The following is a 20,473-nucleotide window of genomic DNA, read 5'->3' on the forward strand; positions in this document are numbered from 1 at the left end:
GCTCAAAAGGACGGCTCGGTGTCGTGGTCGCGGTACATGGCAGGACCTCCATCCGCTCGGACGTCGTGGACGCGACCACGCTAGCCACGGGTCCGGTTCCCCTCCAGCGAATTCCGGTCAGTCCAGCACGGCCAGGTCGAGCCGCTCGAGGCGTGCCGGGTCGGCGAGGATGTCGATCTCCACGATCCGGCCGCCGGCCACCGTGAAGCCCAGCACCGAGAACGGCCGCCCCTCGCGTATGCCGACCACGCCCGCCGCGCCGTTGACCAGCGCCCGGCGGACCGTGCCGCCGCCCGCGCCGAGGCGGGAGAACGTCAGCGCCTGGTTCGCCACCGCCGCCGGGCCGCGGACCTCCACCGAGTCGCCGGCCGCACCGCGGTCGGCGCGCAGCACGACCTCCGGGTCGAGGACCGACACCAGCGCGTCGAAGTCGCCGCCGCGGGCGGCCGCCAGGAAGGCGTCGACGACTTCGCGCTGCCGGGACAGGTCCGGGTCCGGCGCCACCGGAGCACCCTGGACGCGCCGACGGGCGCGGCTCGCCAGCTGGCGGGTCGCCGCCTCGGACCGGCCGACGATCGGGGCGATCTCCTCGAACGGCATCGCGAACATGTCCCGCAGCACGAACGCCAGCCGCTCGCCCGGGGTGAGCGTGTCCAGCACGACGAGCAGCGCGAGGCCGACCGAGTCCGCCATCAACGCCTCGTGCTCGGGCCCGGCGTCCTCGCGGCTGATGATCGGGTCGGGCACCAGGACGTCCCACGGCTCCTCGCGCCGGGCCTTGCGCGAGCGCAGCATGTCGAGGCAGACGCGCCCGACGACCGTCGTCAGCCAGCCGCCGAGGTTCTCGACGGCGGCCGAGTCGCTCCGGCTCAGCCGCAGCCACGACTCCTGCACGGCGTCCTCGGCCTCGGTCAGCGAGCCCAGCATCCGGTAGGCGACGGAGCGCAGGTGGCTCCGGTGGGTCTCGAAGCTGCGGGCCAGGAGGTCGTCGTTCACGGGTCGGTCCTTTCGCGGTCGTCCCCACCTTGACGTATCCCGCGCCACCGATGTGACAGGTCTGACGACTGTATCCCGCTCAGCGGCATCTTCCCTTGACGTACGATATATCACCGCACAATCATCGGACCTCTCCGACGAAGGAGCGGCCCATGAGAGTCCGAGCCTGCCTCGCCGCGGTCATCGTGCTGCTGGCGACCCTGGTCACCCCCGCGCACGCCGAGCTGTACAACCCGCGCCAGGACTGGCTGCGGGCGTCGACGGCCGGCCTGTTCCTGCACTGGGGCATGTTCACCGCGCCGCGGCACACCGACTGCGCCGCCTGGGAGCACGACGTCACCGCCGGCGGCTGGACGCCGGACTACTGGATCGACGAAGCCACGAAGCTGGGCGCGTCCTACGTCGTCCTCACCACCTTCCACAGCCGGCTGGGCTACGCGCGGCCGTGGCCGTCGAAGATCCCCGGCAGCTGCTCGACGCAGCGCGACTTCCTCGGCGAGCTGATCGCGGCCGGCAAGGCCAAGGGCGTCCGAGTCATGCTCTACATGACCGACGATCCCCAGTGGCACAACGAAACCGGCCACAAGTCCCTCGACTCCGCCGCCTACTCGGCGTACAAGGGCCACCCCGTCGACCTCACCACGCGCCCGGGCTTCGGCGAGTACAGCTACGACCTGTTCGACGAGGTCATGGACCGCTACTCCGACCTCGCCGGCTTCTGGATCGACAACGACAACGAGTACTGGGAGCAGCACGGGCTCTACGAGCACATCCGCGAGAAGCGGCCGTCCTGGTTGCTGAGCAACAACAACGAGGACACGCCGATCATGGACACGGTCAGCAACGAGCAGAAGACCGGCATGACCCCGTCCTACGACTACCCGCAGGCGATCTACACGCCGATGCCGCGGCTCACCGAGGCCGACTACAAGCTGCCGACCAACGGCGACTGGTGGTACAGCGGCGGCGACCAGGCCGTCGACGTCCGGCTCTCCACCGGCCGCTACATCACGAACGCGGGCTCGTCGATCAAGTCGCTGATGGCCGAAACCGCCATGCTGAACGGGAAGTTCCCGCCGCAGCAGGAGGCGTTCAACAACTTCATGGCGTCCTGGACCCAGCCGATCAAGAAGACGCTGGCGGGCACCGAAGGCGGCGGGTACATGTACGGCGGGATGCAACCGGGCTTCTGGAACGACGGCGCGCACGGCGTCATCACCGTGAAGCCGGGCGCCAAGACGCAGTACGTGCACGTCGTCACGCGGCCGTCGACGAACCTGGTCCGCTTGCGCGACAACGGTTACCGCGTCACACGGGTGTCCGATGTGCGCACCGGCAAGCCGATGCGGTTCGCCCAGTCCGGCGGTTATCTGTCCATTCTGGACATCACGGACTGGGACACCTACGACACGGTGTTCGAAGTGGACACCGCCGGGCAGCAGTACTTCTACGACAAGAGCACGATCAAGGCGACCGCGTCGGCGTCGGCTCCCGGGCACCCCGCGTCGAACCTCACCGACGGCAGCTACCTGAACTACTGGGACGCCGGCGGGCAGCAGCCGGTGTCGGTGACGCTGGACCTCGGCAAGAAGCGATCGACGGCCTACCTCGCGGTGCACGAGCGCGAGTCGTCACCGACGACCGCACGCGAGTCCTTCGGCCGCGCCGAGGATTCCGCGCGGATCAAGGACTACCGCGTCTACGCCAGCGACGACGGGAATAACTGGGGCACGCCGGTGCGCACCGGCGCCCTGCCGAGCACCCGCGGCGTCCAGTTCGTCGACGTCGGCGAGGTGCACGCGCGCTACCTCAAGCTCGAGGTGCTGAACACGTGGTCCGGCCCGCAGGCCAAGCCGTTCTTCCACCAGCTCGCGCTCGACGAGATCGACGTCGCCTACGGCTACCCCGATCCCCACGGCGAAATGCCGCTGGAGGCCGAATCACCCCGCAACGGCTTCGAGGGCAAGGCGTCCCCGGTGTGGTGCGAGGCGTGCTCGGGCACGGCCGCGGTCAGCGGCCTCGACCGCGGCGCCGTCGTCTTCCGGAACGTCCAGGCCACGGGTCCGTCCCGGCTGCAGCTGGACACGGCCGGACCCGGGACGCTGTCGGTGAGCGTGAACGGCGCCGCGCCGATCACCGTCAACGCTCCCGGGGCGATCGCGGTGCCGTTCACCGCCGGGGCCAACACGGTCAAGGTGTCCGGCACGGCCGCGCTCGACCGGATCGCGGTGGCGCCGCTGCCACCCGAGTCCTACACCCCGAAGACGACGCTCACCGTCCAGCCCGCCGGCGTGCAATGGGTTTCGCCCGGGCAGCAGTCCCTGAAGATCACCGCTTCCCTGCGCCTGGACGTCGACGACCCGATCGACCAGGTCTCGCTGGCCCCGGTCGTCCCGGCGGGCTGGACGCTCCAAGGCGCCCCCGTGACCGCGGCGAACCTGCGGCTCGGTCAGGTCCTCAGTGGGTCGTGGACGGTGACCGCCACGGCCGCCCAGGACGTCACCATCCCGGTGACGGCGTCCTTCACGACGCTCGGGCGCGCGAAGTCGGTCAGCAAGCCGGTGCAGGTGAAGCAGCGTCCGGCGGACCGCGTGTTCATGCGCGAGGCGGAGGACTCGGCCAACGACATCGGCGACGCCGGCGTCACGAGCTGCTCGGCGTGCTCGGGCGGGCAGAAGGTGCGCAACATCGGCGGCAGCGCGGGCGCGGCCGTGACGTTCCCGGACGTCACGGTGCCCGCGGCCGGTCAGTACACGCTGTACCTCGACTTCACCGTCAACGGCGACCGGTCGTACTTCGTCTCGGTCGACGGCGGCGCGCCGGTGGAGGTCAAGGTCAGCGGCGCCGGCAACAGCACGCCGTACACCACTTCGGTCCCGGTGACGCTGACCGCGGGCGCCCACGCGATCCGGATCGGCAACGACGGGAGCGGGGCGCCGGATCTGGACCGGATTTCACTGGGTTAGCTCACGCAGCACCCGGGCCGGGTCGATGTCGATCGTCCGGCCCGGGTCGCCGTCCCCGGCGCTCCAGGCCACCGACACCCACAGCTCGGCGTAGTCCCCGCGCTTGACGCCGGGCAGCTGCCAGGTGAGCCGGGCACCGTCGAGCTCGACGGCGTCGGCCAGCTGCTTCGACCAGTACGGCGGCACGTGCTGCCCGGCGCGGGAACAGTGGCGCAGCTCTTCGACGCCGGGGCCGCCGACGCTCACCGCGGCCTCGGCGGTCTCGGCGGTGAAGGCGCTTTCCCCACCGCGGACGTCCCCGGGCGCGCCGGCCAGCTCGGCCTGGACGACGAACTCGCTGACGTCCTCCCGGGCCAGCACCCGGAAGATCGTGGTTTCGCGGGTCACCCCGGGCTCCCCCGAAGCGGTGGTCCCGGAGAGGACGTCGAGCCGGACGGCCTGGTGCCGCCACCGGCACAGCCGCGCCCCGGCCCCGACGCCCCAGGTGAGCTCGGGTCTCGCGGGCACGTCCCAGCCGGCGACGCGGACGGCGAACCGCACGTCCCCGAGCGGCGTGACCACGTCGAGTGCCCTCGAAGGTGCCTGCGAGAGGACTTCGGTGTCGAGCATGCAGTCATCCTTACCCCGCCCCGCGACCCGCGAAAATGCGCTGCGCGAACGTCACCCGTCCGTGGAAGATCGGACTCGTGAACAACGTCGTGCAGCTCCCGCCGGTGGGCGCGGTGGTCGAGCGGGACGGCCCCGTCGTCCGGACCCACTACGGCACGCACGGCGAGGTGAGCCACGGGCCGCTGCCCGAGGGCGGCCTCGACGCGCTGGTCGCCCGCCAGGTCGAGGCCTTCGCGCGCCGGAACGAGCCGGTCGTGTGGCCGGTGTACGGCGACGCCCGCCTCGCCGAGGCCCTGCTCGCCGCCGGCTTCGGCGCCGAGCCGGCTCGCTCGGTGCTCGTCTGTCCGATCGGGACGGACACCACCCCGCTCCCCCGGATCGGGCCCGACTGGGCCTCGCACCAGCGGGTCGCCGAGCTGGCCGCGGAGACCGGACCGCACCGCCGGCCGTACGCCGAGTTCCTCGCCGACGCGGCCCACCTGGACCGGTCGTCCGAGGTCTGCCTCGACGGCGACCGGGCCGCCTGGCTGGAGGAGATCGGCGACGCCATGGTCGTCGGCGGCGTGACCGACCCCGGCTTCGCCGCCGCGCTCGTCGACCACGACTGGGGCCGGCCCGAGGTGCGGTTCCTGCGTGCCGAGGCAGGTGGTCCCCTGCGTGAAGCGTTCAAAGCCGCCGGGCTGCGCGAGGTCACCACGGTCACCCGGTACCACCTGCCGTCACCCGGCGAGCCCGCGCGCACCCGCCCGGTCCGCCGGCTGTTCGCCGAGCCGGAGCACGACGAGATCTGGGCGCGCTTCTCCGAGGAGTTCGCCTTCCGGCCCGACATGCGGGACTTCCCCGGCATCACCGAACCGGCGCACTCGGCGACCTGGCACGTCGGCGACCTCGACGACGCGCGGCTCGACGCCCTCCCGGACATCGTCCACAAGGGACTTCGCGAGTCCGTTGTGGACGGCGAGGAGCTGTACTGGCTCGACTGGCACCACGCCGGCTACCGCTTCGACCCCGCCCGGGTCGACGGTGCCGGACCGCGCTGGCCCGGCTTCGTCTTCCCGGACGGGGACTACCACATCCACCTGACGCCAGACCTCCGCCTCGGCACGTTCGGGCACCCGTGGGAGGAGACGGTCTGCGTCTTCGGCGACCTGCTCACGCGGATCGACGCGGAGCTGACCGCCGCGCTCGGCGCACCGATCCGGCGCTCAGAACCCTGAGGTGCCGTTCGGCGTGCCCAGCCCGGTGGGTCCGTCGTACCCGGCGCCCGCCGTGCAGAGGTACGTCCCGCCGCAGCTGCCGTTCGAGCCGGACGTCACGTCGTACAGGCCGCTGGTGTGCGCGTACGGGTACGACCCGGACGTCACCGAGTTGCCCGCCAGCGCGTACACGCTCGCGATCACCGGCGACGACAGGCTCGTGCCGCCGACCTGCACCCAGCCGTCCGCGCCCTGCGCGAAGCCCAGCGACAGCAGGAAGTCGCACCACGACGAGCTGCCGCAGCTGTTGTACGTGTCGTAGACGCCGAGCCCGGTGGCCGGGTCCGCGACCGCCGAGACGTCCGCGACCGTCCGCTTGGCGCACCCGGTGTCGTGCTGCCACGACGGCTTCGCCTCCAGCGTGGAACACCCGGACCCGCTGCCGCTCCACGCCGTCTCGGTCCAGCCGCGCGCGGTGCTCGTCGACTTCTTGAGCGTCGTGCCGCCGACGGCCGTGACGTACGGCGAGGACGCCGGCCAGCTCACGCCGTAGCCCGAGTCGCCCGAGGACGCCGTCACGGCGATGCCCGGGTGGTTCAGGTGGGCGTCCGCGGCCAGGATCGTGGAGTCCTCGGTGCCGCCGTAGCTGTTGGAGATGGCCACCACGCCCGGCGTCGCCGCGGCCGTGTCGACCGCCGTCATCAGCGGGTCGGTGTCCGGCGTGTTGGCTTCCACCAACAGGATGTGGCAGTCGGGGCAGGTCGCCGACACCGCGTCGAGGTCGAGGCTGATCTCCTCGGCCCAGCCGTAGTCGGGCGCCGGGAGCGGGCTCGCGGCGCCGTTCTGGTTGACCTTCTTGAAGCAGCCGTTGGCCGTGGTGCACGGCGAAAGTCCGCGCGCGGACCGGAACTTGGCCAGGTCGGCCTCCGCGGTCGGCGCGTCCTGAGCGTCCACAATGGCCACTGTGCGGCCGTTGGCGTGCAGCCCGCCGAGGTTGTAGGCGGCCTGGATCTCGGCCGGCCCGTAGCCGACCGGGGTCGAGACGACCAGCGGGCCGTTGCCGTTCGGCGACCGGATCGCCTTGCCGAGGCAGTGCAGCTTGCCGGAAGTGGCGCAGCCGAAGTTCACGACGCCGCCACTACGCATCGGCGCGGCTTCGGCGGTCGAGGTCGTGGCCACCGTGAGCGGGGCCGCGATCAGGGAGAGGACGACGAGGGACCGGAACAGCCGTGGAGGTGCCATGGCCTACTCCTCGGTAGGGGACGAGGTGAGGCAGCGGATCGTCGCATGTCACTAGATCGATTTCACCCGACAGAAGAAGGTTTCTCGGTTCAGTCATTCGCCCACCGTGGCGGGAACCTGACGAAGAGCGACAAACCACTTCACCCATTTGCGCATTGGTCCAGACAAGTGTTATCCAAACGTGATCGAAGCACCGCTGACCGGGAGCTACTTTGTTGCGACTGGCAACAAATAGCCTCGTGGATCCCCAACGGCGGAGGTGTCACGGCGTGAACCGGACCTTGGACAAGCTTCGACGGCGCCGGCGCGGCGCCGTCGCCCTCACCGCGGCGGCCCTGCTGCTCGGCGCCGGGCTGAGCGCGCCCGCCGCGCTCGCGGCCGACGACTACACCCAGAGCGTCAGCCAGCTGAGCTCGACGCAGGTGCAGATCAACTTCACCCCGACCACCCCCGCGCTGTACGTGGACGTCCACTACACCGGCGTCCCGGGCCTCGGCCAGCAGAACGTCCGGATGACCAACGGCTCCGGCACCTGGCGGACCACCGTCGGCGGCCTGAGCAGCGGCAACGTCCTCGACTACTGGTTCACCTACGAGAAGAGCGGCCCGCAGTACGACACCCCGCACTTCAGCTACACCGTCGGCGGCGGTGGCACGACGACGGTCGCGGCGCCGACGTTCAGCCCGCCCGGCGGTACGTACTCGTCCGCCCAGACGGTGACGATCAGCAGCGCCACCTCCGGCGCGACCATCCGGTACACAGTGGACGGCTCGACGCCCACCGCGTCCTCGACGCTCTACAGTGGACCGATCAGCGTCCCGAACTCCCGCACGGTCAACGCGATCGCGCTCAAGTCCGGTTCGACGGACTCCGCGGTGTCGAGCGCGACCTACACGATCGGCACCCAGGCCGGCTGCCCGACGCAGTCCGACACCCCGAACTTCGGCTCGAACGTGCGGATCTTCGACCCGAGCATGTCGGCGGCGACGATCCAGGCGCAGCTCGACACCGACTTCAACAACCAGAAGGACACGCTCACCGCGCAGTTCGCGGACCGGCGCGTCGCCCACCTGTTCAAGCCGGGCACGTACAACAACGTGCACGACAACGTCGGCTTCTACACCTCGGTCGCGGGCCTCGGGCAGAACCCCGGTGACGTGCTGATCAACGGCGACGTCACGGTCGACGCCTTCAACGCCTCCGACAACGGCGTCGCGCTGCAGAACTTCTGGCGCTCGGCGGAGAACATGGCGGTCAACCCCTCCGGCGGCAACGAGCGCTGGGCGGTCGCGCAGGCCGCGCCGTTCCGCCGGATGGACGTCCGCGGCGGGCTGCAGCTGTACCCGGCGAGCTACGGCTACGCCAGCGGCGGCTACATCGCCGACACGAAGGTGGCCGGCCAGGCCGCGTCGGTGTCGCAGCAGCAGTGGTACACCCGCGACTCGCAGCTCGGCAGCTGGAACGGCGGCGTCTGGAACATGGTCTTCTCCGGCACCAGCGGCGCGCCGGCGAACACGTTCCCGAACCCGCCGGAGACGACGCTCGCGACGACCCCGGTCTCGCGCGACGTGCCTTACCTCTACGTCGACGGCACCGGCAAGTACCGCGTGTTCCTGCCTTCGCTGCGCACCAACGCGTCCGGCCCGAGCTGGGCGAACGGCAGCACCCCCGGCACGTCGGCGCCGATGAGCCAGTTCTACGTCGTCAAGGCCGGTGACACGGCCGCGTCGATCAACAACGCGCTCGCCGCGGGCTGCGACCTGTTCTTCACGCCGGGCATCTACCACCTCAACCAGACGCTCAACGTGACCCGCGCGAACACGACGATCCTCGGCATCGGCTACCCGACGCTGGTGCCCGACAACGGCGTCAACGCGATGCAGGTGTCCGATGTGGACGGCGTGCGGCTCAAGGGCCTGCTCTTCGACGCGGGCACGACGAACTCGCAGGCGCTGCTCACGGTCGGCCAGTCCGGCTCGTCGGCGTCGCACTCCTCGAACCCGACGACGGTCCAGGACGTCTTCTTCCGGATCGGCGGCTCGATCGCCGGCAAGGCGACGAACAGCCTGGTCGTCAACAGCGCCAACACGATCATCGACCACATCTGGGCGTGGCGGGCCGACCACGGCAACGGCGGCACCGTCGGCTGGACCACGAACACGGCCGACACCGGGCTCCTGGTGAACGGCGCGAACGTGCTGGCCACCGGCCTGTTCGTCGAGCACTACCAGAAGTACCAGGTGATCTGGAACGGCCAGGGCGGGAAGACGATCTTCTTCCAGAACGAGATGCCGTACGACGTGCCGGACCAGGCGTCGTGGAACGCGCCCTCCGGGGTCGCGGGGTACGCCGCCTACAAGGTCGGCGCCAACGTGACCTCGCATGAAGCGTGGGGCCTCGGGAGCTACTGCTTCTTCGACACGAACCCGGCGGTGTCCAGCTACCACGCGTTCGAGGTGCCGAACAACAGCGGCGTCCGGTTCCACAGCCTGCTGACGGTGTCGCTCAACTACCGCGGCACGATCACCCACGTCATCAACGACACGGGCGGTGTCACGCCTTCGGGCACCGTGCCGGTCAACGTGGTGAACTACCCGTAACCCGGGTGAACGGCGAGCCCCGCACCGGACCCGACCCGGTGCGGGGCCTCGCTGTTTTCAAGCGACGTGCAGGATCGCGTCGGCGTTCTCGAGCAGCTCCCGGGTGAGCGGTGCGTACCGGTAGTCGGCGTCTTCGCGCGTGCGACCGGCCGGAATTTCCGTGGTCAGCTTCCAGGTCCTCGTTTCGCGCTGCAGGCGGCCTTCGTAGGTGTCCGAGGCCGGCTCGCCCAGGCCGAGGGCTTCGCTGTGGCCGAGGCTGCCGGCGACGAAGGCGTACCGGTCGCCGAGCCGAGCCGCGACGAGCGCCCCGGCGCCGGACCCGAGGTGGGCGTTGTGCGCGAACACCAGGGTCCGGCCGGGTTGCGAACCGTGGATGTCGAGGAGGTTCCGGGCCATGATGACCGCGCGGGCGCCCGCGAGGCGGGCGATCCTCGTGTCCCGATCGCCGGGTTGCGCCGAAGCCGCGTGGTAGCGCAGCAGATCGAGCCCGGCCATCGCGTGGATCCGCGCGCGGTTCGACTCCGCGGTCTCGACGCGGGCGTCGAGCGCCATGAGCAGGTCGTCCGCGATGACCCGCAGCTCGCGGGCCTCGGGTGATGCGCCGGGCGACGCCGCCGGGTCGAGGATCGCCTCGGACCGGCTCCACCGTTCGTCGTCCCCGGTCAGGGCCGCGATGTCGACGTCGAGGCCCAGGAAGTCGCGGGCGTGTTCGAGGTAGGCGCGCGGGCTGGGCGCGCTGAACATCTCCGTCGGGGCGTCGAAGCCGTGGAAGGCCAGCGGTTCGCCGGCGGTCTCGTTGTACTCGCGCAGCCAGTCGAGCAGCTGCCGGTTGGCGGCCAGTTCGCCGAAGCCGTGCGAGAACCCGCCGTCGAGCGCGGCGACGCGGTCGGTCTCCAGCGCGATCGCCCGGAAGCCGTGCTCGGCGAGCCGGGCGAACAGTTCGTTGCGGGTCCGCGCGAAGGCCGGTTCGAAGTGCGTCGGCTCGCCGAACGCGAGCAGTTCGGCGGTGAAGTCCGTGAGGTCCATGTGGTTGAATCGTATCCTTGAACACTCCGTTGAGACCCGCTGACCTCGCCCGCGAGCACGGCATCTCCACGCAGGCGGTGCGCAACTACGAGCAGGACGGCTTCCTCCCGCCGGCGTCCCGCACGGCCAGCGGGTACCGGATCTACACGCAGGTCCACGCATCCGCCCTGCGTGCGTTCCTGGCACTCGTCCCGGCCTACGGCCACGCGACCGCCGGCGGGATCATGAACGCGGTCCACGACGACGACCTCGGTCGCGCGCTGACGCTCGTCGACCGCGGGCACGAGCAGCTGCTCCGCGACCGCGAAACCCTCAACACCGTGCGGAAGGCCATCGGCCACCTGACCACCGGCGCGGCCCCCGAGCCGGCCGCGACCGGCTGGTCGATCGGCGAGCTGGCCCACCGCCTCGACGTCACGGCGGCGACGATCCGGGCGTGGGAGCGGGCCGGCATCCTGGTGCCGCGCCGCAACCCCGCGACCGGCTACCGCGTCTTCACCGCCGCCGACGTCCGGGACGCGGAACTGACCCACCTGCTGCGTCGCGGCGGCTACCCGCTGGAGCACATCGCCACGGTGGTCGAGCAGGTCCGCACCGCCGGCGGCACGGAGTCCCTGGTGGACACGCTCGAAACCTGGCAGGAAAAGCTCACCACGCGGGGCGTGGCCATGCTCGACGCGGCGGGCCTGCTCAGCGCGTACCTGCGGTCACGGCCGTGACTTCGGGTGCAGCCGGTCGTACTCGAGGGCGGCCGAGTGCTGGGTCCGCACGCGCAGGGACTTATCCTTGTCCTCGTCGTCGACCTCGTTGAGCCCGAGCTGGACGGCCTGCCGGATCTGCTCGCGGTTGTCGCGCACGACGGCGGAGAAGAAGTCGTCGATCCGCGGGTCGACGAGGACTTCGAGCAGCACGCGGAACGACGTGTCGACGACGGTCCGCACGATTTCGTCGTGGAAGGGCAGCCGCTTGAGCTTCCCGAGCTGCGGGTCCGCGGCGATCTTCTCGGCGATGATCGTTCGCAGCTCGTCCTTGTTGCCGTTGAGGGACTTGGCGAGGTTTTCCGGGTAGTTCCCGGTTTCGAGCACCTTGACGACCTCGTCGAGCACGGCGATGGTCACCGGCTTCTTGATCGCCTTCACGATCGGCTCGGACAGCTTGTCGACGAGCCGGTAGGTGAACTGCTCCCCGACGGCCCGGTCCGCGGCCCGCCCGATCCGGATCAGCAGCAGCACGACCCCGACGAACTTGTGCGCGGCCACCACGGGGTGCGCGAACGGGATCATGGCGAACAGCTCGTACCAGTTGCGCACGAGGAACTTCCTGGCCCACCGCCGTTTCCGCCACCGCCAGAGGAACTCGAGGAAGAAAACGCCGCAGATCCCGCAGTCGACGTAGAAGATCACCAGGCCGACGTCCCGAGCGGGCGGGCTCAGCAGCATGAACCCGAGCAACCCGACCGAACCGGCGGCGAGGACGAGCATGATCCAGTCGTCGGCCCGCACGTTCCCGGGCAGAACCCCGCTGTTGAGCTCCGGCTCACGGGTGTCGCGAAGGGTGGCCATGCCCGATGATGGCACGCACCGCCTTGATCAGCCGGTCAGCCACGGCGCAGGCGCCGCCCCCGGACCGCGAACAACGCCGTGCAGGCCGTCGCCGTGAGCAGCAACGCGCCGGCCGACCCCAGCCACCACGGCCAGTCGTGGGTCCACAGCCGATCCGGTGTTCCGGCCTGGGGAAGATCCACTGTGGATGCTCCGGCGGCGTAACCCCATCGGGCGGGAGCGAGCCAAGACAGCTGAGCCAGCACCGGCCGCCCGGCAACCGGGATCATCCCGCCGCACAGCACGAGCTGGGCCATCACCGTCACGACGAGCACCGGTGTCGTCTGTTCGAGCGATCGCACCAGAGCCGAACCGAGCAGGCTGAGCAGACAGGACGCCAACGCGGTCAGCCAGACGGCGACCGCGAGCTCGGCGACCGGCCGCGAGAGCAGTACGGCGGCGGCCGGCCCCGGTTTGACCGTCGTGACGACGCCGACCAGCACCGCCGACTGCACCGCCGCGACGAGCGTGAAGACCAGGGCCTTCGCCAGCGCGTAGGCACCGGGGCGGAGGCCGACGGCCCGTTCCCGGAGGAAGATCGCCCGCTCGGCGACGGCTTCCCGCGCCGACGCCGCCGCGCCCATGAACGCTGCACCGACGAAGATCAGCACGAGCATCTGCGCTGCTTCGGTCGGGTGTTCCGGCAGCGACCGCCGGAGTCCTTCGTGCCCGGGTACCGCCAACGCGAGCACGGCCAGGACGGCGGGGACGAGCAGCAGGAACAGGGCGTACCCGGGATCGGCGAAGATGAGCCGCAGGTGCCGGGCCGCGAGCGTGCCGGCCTGGTACCAGAGGCCCGCGTGCACCGGTGGCGGCTCGGCGGCCGGCTCGGACGACGGTGCCGGTCCCACCGGCGCCGGCTGGTGCGGCGGCGCGGTCCCCGAAACCACCCGCTGGAAGATGTCGGCCCAGTCGGCGGTGCCGAACCGCGCTCGCAGTTCCGCGGGCCGCCCGCTGAACACCGGCACGCCTCCGGGTGCGAGCAGCAGCACGAGGTCGCAGCCCTCGAGGTAGGTGAGGTTGTGCGTGACGACCACGACGGTCCGGCCGGCGTCGGCGAGTTCCCGCAGCCTGCCCATGATCTGCTTGTCGAGCGCCGGGTCCAGGCCGGACGTCGGCTCGTCCAGCATCAGCAGCGATGGTGCCGTCAGCAGCTCGAGCGCGATCGACACCCGCTTGCGCTGCCCGCCGGACAGCCGGTGGATCGGTGTGCGCGCGTGCTCGGCCAGCTCGACTTCGGCCAGCGTTTCGGCCACTCGGCGCCGGCGGACCGCCGCACCGGTGTCGTCTGGCAAGCGCAGCTTCGCCGCGTAGGACAGCGCGCTGCGCGCGGTCAGCCGTGTGTGGACGACGTCGTCCTGCGGCACGACGCCGACGCGGCGCGCGACCGCCGACCGCTGCCGGTGCATGTCGTACCCGTCGTAGGTGATGCGCCCGCTGGTCGGCGCGACCTCGCCCGAAAGGACCTTGAGCAGCGTCGACTTGCCCGCGCCCGACGGCCCCACGACGGCGACCAGCTGCCCGGGCCGCAGGTCGAGCGAAACACCCGACAGGAGCGACCGGCCCCCGACGGCGAACCCGATGTCGTCGGCCACGAGCCGGGTGCGTTCCCCGCCGGTCGCCACCAGGTTGTCGCCGTCGACCCGCAGGTCGGTGGCGCCGACGGTGATCCGGTCCCCGTCGGCGATCGGTGACCGCCCGGCGACCGGGACGCCGTTCACCAGCGTCGGGTTCCGGCTGCCGAGGTCGGTCAGCCGCCACGCCCCGCCGACGCGTTCCAGCCGGGCGTGGCGGCGGGAGACCTGCAGGTCGCCGAGCACGATGTCGTTGTCGGAGGCCCGGCCGATGGTGATCCGGACCCGGTTGCCGATCCACACGCCGGTCAGCTCGTCGTGGTCGGGGACGTCGGCACCTCGCCGGGGAGGCCCAGCAGCTCCGCGGTCCCGAGGACGAGGTAGCTGGCGTTGCAGCAAGCCCGCCGATTTCCCGTTACGCCCTCCCACTGGATCCGCAACCGGAGGACCCCGCTGATGTCCAGGTCGATCGGGACCGGACTGCCGTACGGCACTGGCTTGTTGAACACCTCGCGACCGTCGGCGAAAATCTCCAGCTGCATCTTCAACGACGAGTCGCCCGCATTGTCGTCAATGCCCGCAGTGGCGGTGAACCGGCGAAAGCCCTTGGCGATGTTGTACTCGATGCCTTGCGTTTCGGTGCTCACTTCCACCGAACTTCCGAGGGCGTGAAGGTAGTTCTTACCGGCAATGTTGGTGTTTTGAATGCTGCTGTTCCAGTCGCCGGACGCGGGACGGACGGAATCGAGGTAGACCAGCTGGGCCTGGCGAGCGACCGTGAGCTTGACCGTGTCACCGATCGCCGCACCGGCCGCCGGGTCCTGCGCGATCACCGTTCCGTCGTCGGCCGTCGCGTCGATCTTGTCCACTGTGGTCACTTGGATGCCCGGCAGCGCGTCCTGGGCCTCGGCGAGCTTCTTGCCCACGACCTGGGGCATCACGCTGGGCTTCGCCGTCGTTATCACCGAGGGCGAGTCGACGGCGGGCGCGACACTCGCCGGTGCGGAGGTGGTCGGCGCAGCATTCGTCGGTGCCGGACCGGCGTTCGACGACGACGGCCGGAAGGCGAACCAGCCACCGGCCAGCAGAGCCAGTACGACGAACAAGGTCAGGACGACCCGGCCCTTTCGGCGGCGCTTGGGTGGGGACACATTGGCTCCTGTCGGCGTGCTCGGCGAAGTGGTCGCGACGGGACGGCGCGGGGGTGGCGCCGGGGTGCCGTACACGGTCTGCGTGCCCAGGCCGGTTTCGTTGAGCGGCACCGGGGGCGGCGGAGTGGTGAGCGGGAGCACGAGCGGCTGGCTCATCAGCTCCAGCACCAGCGCGTCGAGGATGGTCGCGACCTGCTGGGCCGAGTCGGGCCGGTCGGCCGGCCGCTTCGCCATCAGCCAGGCGAGCACGTCCCAAAGCTGGTCGGGCACCCCGGCGGGCCGTCCCGGCATCGCGCTCTCGTGCAGCCGGATCACGGCGAACGTCGACTGCCCGGCGAACGGCGTGACGCCGCAGCACAGTTCGTACAGCAGGATGCCCAGCGAATACAGGTCCGATGCGGGCGTCGCTTCCAGGCCCTTGCCCAGTTCCGGCGCGAGGTACTGCGGAGTCCCGACCAGGAGCGACCTGCGGCCCAGGTCGGTGGCGGTCGCGAGGCGGGAGATACCGAAGTCCGTCAGGCGCGGCACGGTTCCGTCCATCAGGACGTTCTCCGGCTTGACGTCGCGGTGCACGACGCCGGCCTGGTCCACGGCGGCGAGCGCCGCGGCCACCCCGGCCCCGATGCGCGCGACTTCGGCCGGCAACAACGATTTCTCCGCGGTCAGCCGGGCCCGCAGGTCACCGCCGCCGACCAGGTCCATCACGATCGCCACGGTCTCGCCCTCGACGACCAGGTCGTGCACGCCGACGAGGTTCGGGTGCCGCAACCCGACCAGGATGGACCGTTCCTGCAGGAACCGCGCCACCAGTTCCGGGTCCTCGACGAGCTCGTCCCGCAGCACCTTGAAGGCATAGGCCTTCCCCTGCTCGTCGGAGCCGGCGAAGACCCGCCCCATCGCACCCGCGCCCAGCTGGTCGCCCAGCCGGTAGCGGCTGCCCAACGCCTTTTCCATGTCGAAGACCTCCAGAACGGTTCAGTCTTCTTCGGGCTTTTTCTTCCCGAAGAGGTTGTCGAGGTGGGGAAACAACTGCCAGACGAAGACCGGCAGGTTCATCAGCAGCCGGGTGATGCCGGCGCGGTTGCGGAGCTCGGCCCGCCAGCCGAGGGCTTCGCCGATCCGCTGCTCGGCTTCGGTCACGAGCGGTACCGCCGTGGCCTTGTCACCGGTCAGCATGAGCGCGATACCGAGGTCGAGCTGGGTCCGCATGGTGTCCGGGTGGTAAGGCCCGATGGATTCCCGCTGCCGATCCAGCAAGGGGCTCAGGACACCGGCGACCGTCTCGTACTGCCCGAGCTGTGCGTGTGCCTGCGCGGTCGAATAGCGCAGCCAGTGGTGCAGCGGGTGGTGGTCGTGGAAGACCGCCCCCACCCGCGGTTCGAGCTCCGCGAATTCCCGGAGGGCCCGTTTCGGCCGGCCGCGCGTGACGGACGTGCGCGCGCACCGGACGCCGGCGGCCAGCGCCAGCGGGCTTTCCGGCCCCAACAGCCCGGTCAGCTCGTCGCGAGCGGACCGCAGGTGCGCTTCCAGCGCGTCCCAGTTCTCGTCGCGCACCTTGAGCTCGGTGAGGTCCAGCGACATTTCGGCTTCGGCGTGCACACCGATCGCTTCCAGTCGCAGCGGGTGCCGCTCGTGGTCCGGCGTGTCGTGCGCGTGGATGACCGCTTCGGCGATCGTCCGCGCCGGCTTGAGGTCGCCGAAGACGATCCGCAGCCGGGCCAGTTCGAGCTGGGACCGCGGGTCCGGGTCGTCGGGGTCGAGGAGGGCGAGCGCGTCCTTGAACCGCCCGCGCATCCGCTTCGCGGCAGCGATGAACACGCGGGTCTCGGTCGGTTCGCCGTCCGGCACGGAGTCCGGCCAGATCGGGTCCGCTTCCGCGTACCGGCCCAGCTGGTCGAGTGCGCGGGCGCACGTGAGCCGGGCGCGGAACGCGTCGCCGGAGTCCACGAGCGGGCGGCAGACCTCGGCTGCCTCGCCGAAGTCACCGGCTTCGATCAGGGCCTCGGCCGCGGCGATGCGATCGGCCGGGCCGGCGTCCGCGGTCAGGATCCGTTCCGCCGCGATCCGCGCCGCCACGACGTCGCCTTGGCCGCGGAACCAGTCGAGGCCCATCCGGAGCAACCGGGCTCGCTGTCCGGCGGGCACGCAGCCGTGTTCGGCGAGCGCCGCTGCGTGCTGGGGGATGTACCCCGTGTCCGCCGCCGAATCGAGGACGGCCGAAGCGGTCTTGCGCGTGAGGTCGTCATCGACACCCGCCGCGTCGCGGACCAAGGCGTGGATGTCCCATTCGGACCCGAGGTGGATCAGCAGCGCGCGCCGGGCCAGCTCGGCGACCGCCTTGTCGATCGGTTCTCCCGGCAGCACGCGCCGCACGAGTTCGGCGGGCACGGGCGCGCGGGAAATCGCGGCGGCGATGTGGAGGATCCGTCGCGCGGTCACCCCGCACCCGGCCACCGCCTCCCCCAGCGCACCCGGGCCCTCGACCTCGTCGAGGACCTCGGCGAAATCGGCCGCGTCCACCGCGCCCCGGCGGTCGCGCAGCGTGGTGATCGCACTCGTCAGCACGATCGGGTGGCCGCCGCACCGGTCGACCAGGCGGCGCACGGCCGCGAGCTCCCCGGGGTCGTCGGATCCGACGATTTCCGTGTACAGCACGGAACCTTCGTCCGCGGACAGGCCGGTCAGGTCGACGACCGGCACGGGCCAATCCGGATTGCCGGACCTCGTGGTGAGCACCGTGCGGACGAGCGACGTCGGCATGACGAGCTGATCGAGCGCCTCGGCGGACAGCTCCGACGGCACGTCGTCGATGATCCACAGCTGCGGCTTCCCGGCGGCTTCGATGTGCCGCGCCACCACGGCACGGATCTCCTCCGGCGGCAGGTCACCGACGTCGGCGCCGAGTTCCCCGGCGATCGCCCGGACCTGGGAGTGGAACCGCGCGTCCTGCCCGAACAGGCCCAGCCACCGGACGCCGCCGGGGAACGCGTCCCGGAAGAGGAACGCGTACTGCTCGGCCAGGCTGCTCTTCCCGAGACCGGCGACCCCTCGCACGACGGCGAGCGCCGACGACGTCCGCGGCGTCGTGGCCGGCAGCTCGCGCGCGTGCAAGGCACTGTGGATCGCCCAGAGCTGCCGGTACCGGCCGACGAACCGCCGGGGCCGCAGCAGCCGGGACAGCACCGGCGCCGTGCTGCGCACCGCGCCCAGCGGAGTGTCCGCCGCCCGGACCATTTCGGCGATCCGCCTGACGGCGATCGCGCGTTCCCGGTCGTTCTTCGGCCGGGCGCAGTAGGCCGCGTCCTCCAGTTCGACCGGGGCGATGTGGTTGCCGTCGGTCTCGGGGTTGACGACGAGCACCCGGCGCCGGGGATCGCCGTGGCGCTGCGCGGCGAGGAAGGCCGACGTCAGTTCCCACTGGCAGGCGTACCGGGTCGGGAACCGGCGCGAATAGTAGGCGAGCAGCACTTTGGACTCGGCGAGCGCGTCGGCGAGCTTCTCCGTGATGCCCTCGAACCGCCGGATCTCGCGGTCCCGGAAGACCCGCAACCCGGCGGCCTCGAGGGCGTCCTGGAGCGCGTTCACCTCGACGCTGTCGGCCCACGTGAAGCTGAGGAAGATGTCGTAGCCCATCACGCACCGCTCCCCGCGCAAGTGGCGTCGTCCAGCCAGCCGATCCGGTGGAAACCGAACGCGTCGACTGCGGCGCGCGGTGACGTGAACGCTTCCGCCGTCTCCGCCCGCAAAACGAGTTCTCCGCCGACGTTGTGGACCGAGAGCGGTACCGTCACGCGGCCGGCGGCAGGCTTGCCGAGCGGCAGTTCGAGCGTGGCGCCGTCCCACGTGGACACGACGAGCAGGCCGGGCGGCGCTTGGGACGGCGGGAACACCGCGAGCACGACCAGCCGCACGAGCTGCCGCACCTGCCGCAGGTCGGCCGACACCGATCGCCGTCGCACCGCCAGGAACGGGGTACGGGTCGCCGTCGTCCCGGAGCCGAGGTAGGCGGACCGGCCGTCGGTGAGGTCGTACGCGCAGCCGAACGCCGCGGCCGCGCCCACCGCTTCGACGGTCAGCAGGCCGATCGCGCTCTGCCTGCGGTCCAGGGTGACGGCGGGGGTCTTCGGCCCGAGCTGCAACCGGCCGCGGGGCCGGACGCGGACCACCGGCCGTCCGGGCCGGCCGGATCGGCAACGGGGTGGTTCGGGCCGGGCATCCGGCACCACCGGCCGGGCGGCGACGTTCAGCGAGACGCCGGCGGGCACCGGCTCACCACCGAGGTCGAGCGAGACACCGCCAGGCGATCCCCCGCCGCGCTCGATCGGCGCATCGCCGAGGACCTGCGCCGCCGCGCTCGCGGGCACCGGCTCACCACCGAAGGGCGGCGCCACGCCGCCGGAGAGATCGAGCGTCCCGCCGCCGGACACCGGCGCGGCCGCCGGACGGCGGCGCCGCAGGAATCCCAGGTCGGCGCGCGGCGGCCCGCCCGGGGCCGTGAAGTCGAGGCTCATCGCAGGACCTCGTAGTCCTCGGCGAGCGCCGCGATGCCGGCCCGGTAGCCGTCGCCGAGCACCTTGAACTTCCAGCCGCCGTTGTGCCGGTACACCTCGCCCAGCGCCAGCGCGGTTTCGCCGTCGAGGGCCGGCGCGAGGTTCTCCGACCGGACCAGCTCGCGGTCGTCCCGGGGGTCGAGCCCGCGCACGGTCAGCGTCCGGAGCCTGCCGAGCCCCCGGCGCAGCCCGTTGCCTTCGTTGACGTAGAGCACCGCCACGATGCGGGAGACCTCGGCGGGCACCGCCGCGAACACGACCTCCACCTGCTCGGCGTCGTCCCCCGTCACCGCCACCGACCGGGTCGGCTCGGTCAGCTGGTTGAAGAAGACGAAGTGCTCGGCCGAGCGGGCCCGGCGCGCGCTGTCGCAGAGGATCGCGGCCATGACCAGGCTGTCGGCCAGGGCCGGTTCCGGGCCCGCTTCCCACCGCACACCGAGGACGATGCCGGGCAGGTCGGGGATTTCGCGGGTGAGCTCGACGTTCGAGCCGCGTCTGAGGGCAGCCATCACAGGTCCAGGTCGGAGTTCGAGAACTTCGTGCGGAGGAACGCCTCTTGGGTGCGCAGTGCGTCCGTGGCCCGGTCGTGTTCGGCTCCCTGGAGCGAGATCACCTCGTCCAGCAGCGATTCGAGCTGGTCGAGCAGCGATCCGGCCGGGCCGCCCGTCGCATCGCCGACGCGGAGGTACGCGTCCAGGGTCGTCGGCAGGTGGTCGTTGACGATCGCGGCGATCGCCACGCGCGTGCGGATGTCCGGCGTGCGGTCCTCGGCGACCAGTTCGGCCAGCACGTCGGTGATCTCGCGCGCGGTGACCGCGGCGGCGGGCGGCAGCCGGCCCGACCGCGCGTTCACCGACCGGATCAGCGACGCGAGCTCGGCCCGCAACGCCTCCGGTGTGTCGTCCGGAGGCGCCTCGGCGGACACCGGGAAGAGTCCGGTTTCCCTGCGCAGCCAGGCCATC

The 20,473-nt window shown here is 71.3% G+C and carries 15 protein-coding genes; 4 read left to right on the forward strand and 11 right to left on the reverse strand.

The features are described 5' to 3' along the window. Positions 1–117 precede the first annotated feature (117 nt). The gene (locus ACIRSS_RS17855) at positions 118–996 is read right to left on the reverse strand and encodes a sigma-70 family RNA polymerase sigma factor (RefSeq protein WP_400896069.1); all 879 of its coding nucleotides are present in this window, start codon (positions 994–996) and stop codon (positions 118–120) included. A gap of 152 nt (positions 997–1,148) precedes the next feature. Here ACIRSS_RS17855 and ACIRSS_RS17860 point away from each other — a divergent pair, with 152 nt between their 5' ends. Further along, entirely contained in the window at positions 1,149–3,962 is a 2,814-nt protein-coding gene (locus ACIRSS_RS17860) for an alpha-L-fucosidase (protein WP_400896071.1), read from the forward strand. On the opposite strand, the gene ACIRSS_RS17865 is transcribed toward ACIRSS_RS17860, so the two are convergent. Continuing rightward, positions 3,951–4,571 carry a hypothetical protein gene (locus ACIRSS_RS17865; RefSeq protein WP_400896073.1) on the reverse strand — a complete coding sequence of 207 codons (621 nt, stop codon included), beginning with the start codon at positions 4,569–4,571 and terminating at the stop codon, positions 3,951–3,953. The genes ACIRSS_RS17860 and ACIRSS_RS17865 overlap by 12 nt on opposite strands. 77 nt (positions 4,572–4,648) lie before the next feature. Between ACIRSS_RS17865 and ACIRSS_RS17870 the strand changes: the two genes are divergently transcribed. After that, positions 4,649–5,788, forward strand: coding sequence for a DUF2716 domain-containing protein (locus ACIRSS_RS17870; RefSeq protein WP_400896075.1), 1,140 nt, complete (start codon positions 4,649–4,651; stop codon positions 5,786–5,788). On the opposite strand, the gene ACIRSS_RS17875 is transcribed toward ACIRSS_RS17870, so the two are convergent. Beyond that, positions 5,777–7,009, reverse strand: a complete 1,233-nt coding sequence (locus ACIRSS_RS17875) for a peptidase S8 (RefSeq protein WP_400896077.1) — start codon at positions 7,007–7,009, stop codon at positions 5,777–5,779. The two genes, ACIRSS_RS17870 and ACIRSS_RS17875, sit on opposite strands and share 12 nt — an antisense overlap. Before the next feature lie 269 nt (positions 7,010–7,278). Here ACIRSS_RS17875 and ACIRSS_RS17880 point away from each other — a divergent pair, with 269 nt between their 5' ends. Beyond that, entirely contained in the window at positions 7,279–9,609 is a 2,331-nt protein-coding gene (locus ACIRSS_RS17880) for a chitobiase/beta-hexosaminidase C-terminal domain-containing protein (protein ID WP_400896079.1), read from the forward strand. A 57-nt stretch (positions 9,610–9,666) separates the two neighbouring features. Here ACIRSS_RS17880 and ACIRSS_RS17885 read toward each other — a convergent pair whose 3' ends face one another. Beyond that, positions 9,667–10,635, reverse strand: coding sequence for an erythromycin esterase family protein (locus ACIRSS_RS17885; RefSeq protein ID WP_400896081.1), 969 nt, complete (start codon positions 10,633–10,635; stop codon positions 9,667–9,669). A gap of 29 nt (positions 10,636–10,664) precedes the next feature. On the opposite strand from ACIRSS_RS17885, the gene ACIRSS_RS17890 reads away from it, so the two are divergent. Further along, complete coding sequence (locus ACIRSS_RS17890) at positions 10,665–11,354, forward strand: TioE family transcriptional regulator (RefSeq protein ID WP_400896083.1); 690 nt, start codon at positions 10,665–10,667, stop codon at positions 11,352–11,354. On the opposite strand, the gene ACIRSS_RS17895 is transcribed toward ACIRSS_RS17890, so the two are convergent. From ACIRSS_RS17895 to ACIRSS_RS17925, 7 genes are read right to left on the reverse strand one after another with little or no spacing between them, the layout of a single operon-like run. After that, positions 11,343–12,197, reverse strand: a complete 855-nt coding sequence (locus ACIRSS_RS17895; protein WP_400896085.1) for an ion transporter — start codon at positions 12,195–12,197, stop codon at positions 11,343–11,345. The two genes, ACIRSS_RS17890 and ACIRSS_RS17895, sit on opposite strands and share 12 nt — an antisense overlap. 35 nt (positions 12,198–12,232) lie before the next feature. Further along, positions 12,233–14,113 (reverse strand): ATP-binding cassette domain-containing protein, encoded by a 1,881-nt coding sequence (locus tag ACIRSS_RS17900; RefSeq protein ID WP_400896087.1) that lies wholly within the window; start codon positions 14,111–14,113, stop codon positions 12,233–12,235. Between the two features lie 5 nt (positions 14,114–14,118). Further along, the gene (locus tag ACIRSS_RS17905; RefSeq protein WP_400896089.1) at positions 14,119–15,915 is read right to left on the reverse strand and encodes a protein kinase; all 1,797 of its coding nucleotides are present in this window, start codon (positions 15,913–15,915) and stop codon (positions 14,119–14,121) included. A 21-nt stretch (positions 15,916–15,936) separates the two neighbouring features. Beyond that, the gene (locus ACIRSS_RS17910; RefSeq protein ID WP_400897520.1) at positions 15,937–18,594 is read right to left on the reverse strand and encodes a TIR domain-containing protein; all 2,658 of its coding nucleotides are present in this window, start codon (positions 18,592–18,594) and stop codon (positions 15,937–15,939) included. Further along, complete coding sequence (locus ACIRSS_RS17915; protein ID WP_400896091.1) at positions 18,594–19,472, reverse strand: hypothetical protein; 879 nt, start codon at positions 19,470–19,472, stop codon at positions 18,594–18,596. The genes ACIRSS_RS17910 and ACIRSS_RS17915 overlap by 1 nt, the downstream gene beginning before the upstream one ends. After that, on the reverse strand, positions 19,469–20,020 hold the full coding sequence (locus ACIRSS_RS17920; RefSeq protein WP_400896093.1) for a TerD family protein: 552 nt from the start codon (positions 20,018–20,020) through the stop codon (positions 19,469–19,471). Before ACIRSS_RS17920 ends, ACIRSS_RS17915 begins: the two co-directional genes overlap by 4 nt. After that, positions 20,020–20,472, reverse strand: a complete 453-nt coding sequence (locus ACIRSS_RS17925; RefSeq protein WP_400896095.1) for a hypothetical protein — start codon at positions 20,470–20,472, stop codon at positions 20,020–20,022. Before ACIRSS_RS17925 ends, ACIRSS_RS17920 begins: the two co-directional genes overlap by 1 nt. Position 20,473 lies beyond the last annotated feature (1 nt).

The organism is Amycolatopsis sp. NPDC101161 (assembly GCF_044768185.1).
Taxonomy (GTDB): Bacteria; Actinomycetota; Actinomycetes; order Mycobacteriales; family Pseudonocardiaceae; genus Amycolatopsis.

Excerpts from the sequence above, each read along its gene's own strand:
- ACIRSS_RS17860 (WP_400896071.1), top strand. The coding sequence starts at position 1,149 with ATGAGAGTCCGAGCCTGCCTCGCCGCGGTCATCGTGCTGCTGGCGACC.
- ACIRSS_RS17865 (WP_400896073.1), bottom strand. The coding sequence starts at position 4,571 with ATGCTCGACACCGAAGTCCTCTCGCAGGCACCTTCGAGGGCACTCGAC.
- ACIRSS_RS17875 (WP_400896077.1), bottom strand. The coding sequence starts at position 7,009 with ATGGCACCTCCACGGCTGTTCCGGTCCCTCGTCGTCCTCTCCCTGATC.
- ACIRSS_RS17885 (WP_400896081.1), bottom strand. The coding sequence starts at position 10,635 with ATGGACCTCACGGACTTCACCGCCGAACTGCTCGCGTTCGGCGAGCCG.
- ACIRSS_RS17895 (WP_400896085.1), bottom strand. The coding sequence starts at position 12,197 with ATGGCCACCCTTCGCGACACCCGTGAGCCGGAGCTCAACAGCGGGGTT.
- ACIRSS_RS17905 (WP_400896089.1), bottom strand. The coding sequence starts at position 15,915 with ATGGAAAAGGCGTTGGGCAGCCGCTACCGGCTGGGCGACCAGCTGGGC.
- ACIRSS_RS17910 (WP_400897520.1), bottom strand. The coding sequence starts at position 18,594 with ATGGGCTACGACATCTTCCTCAGCTTCACGTGGGCCGACAGCGTCGAG.
- ACIRSS_RS17915 (WP_400896091.1), bottom strand. The coding sequence starts at position 19,472 with ATGAGCCTCGACTTCACGGCCCCGGGCGGGCCGCCGCGCGCCGACCTG.
- ACIRSS_RS17920 (WP_400896093.1), bottom strand. The coding sequence starts at position 20,020 with ATGGCTGCCCTCAGACGCGGCTCGAACGTCGAGCTCACCCGCGAAATC.
- ACIRSS_RS17925 (WP_400896095.1), bottom strand. The coding sequence starts at position 20,472 with ATGGCCTGGCTGCGCAGGGAAACCGGACTCTTCCCGGTGTCCGCCGAG.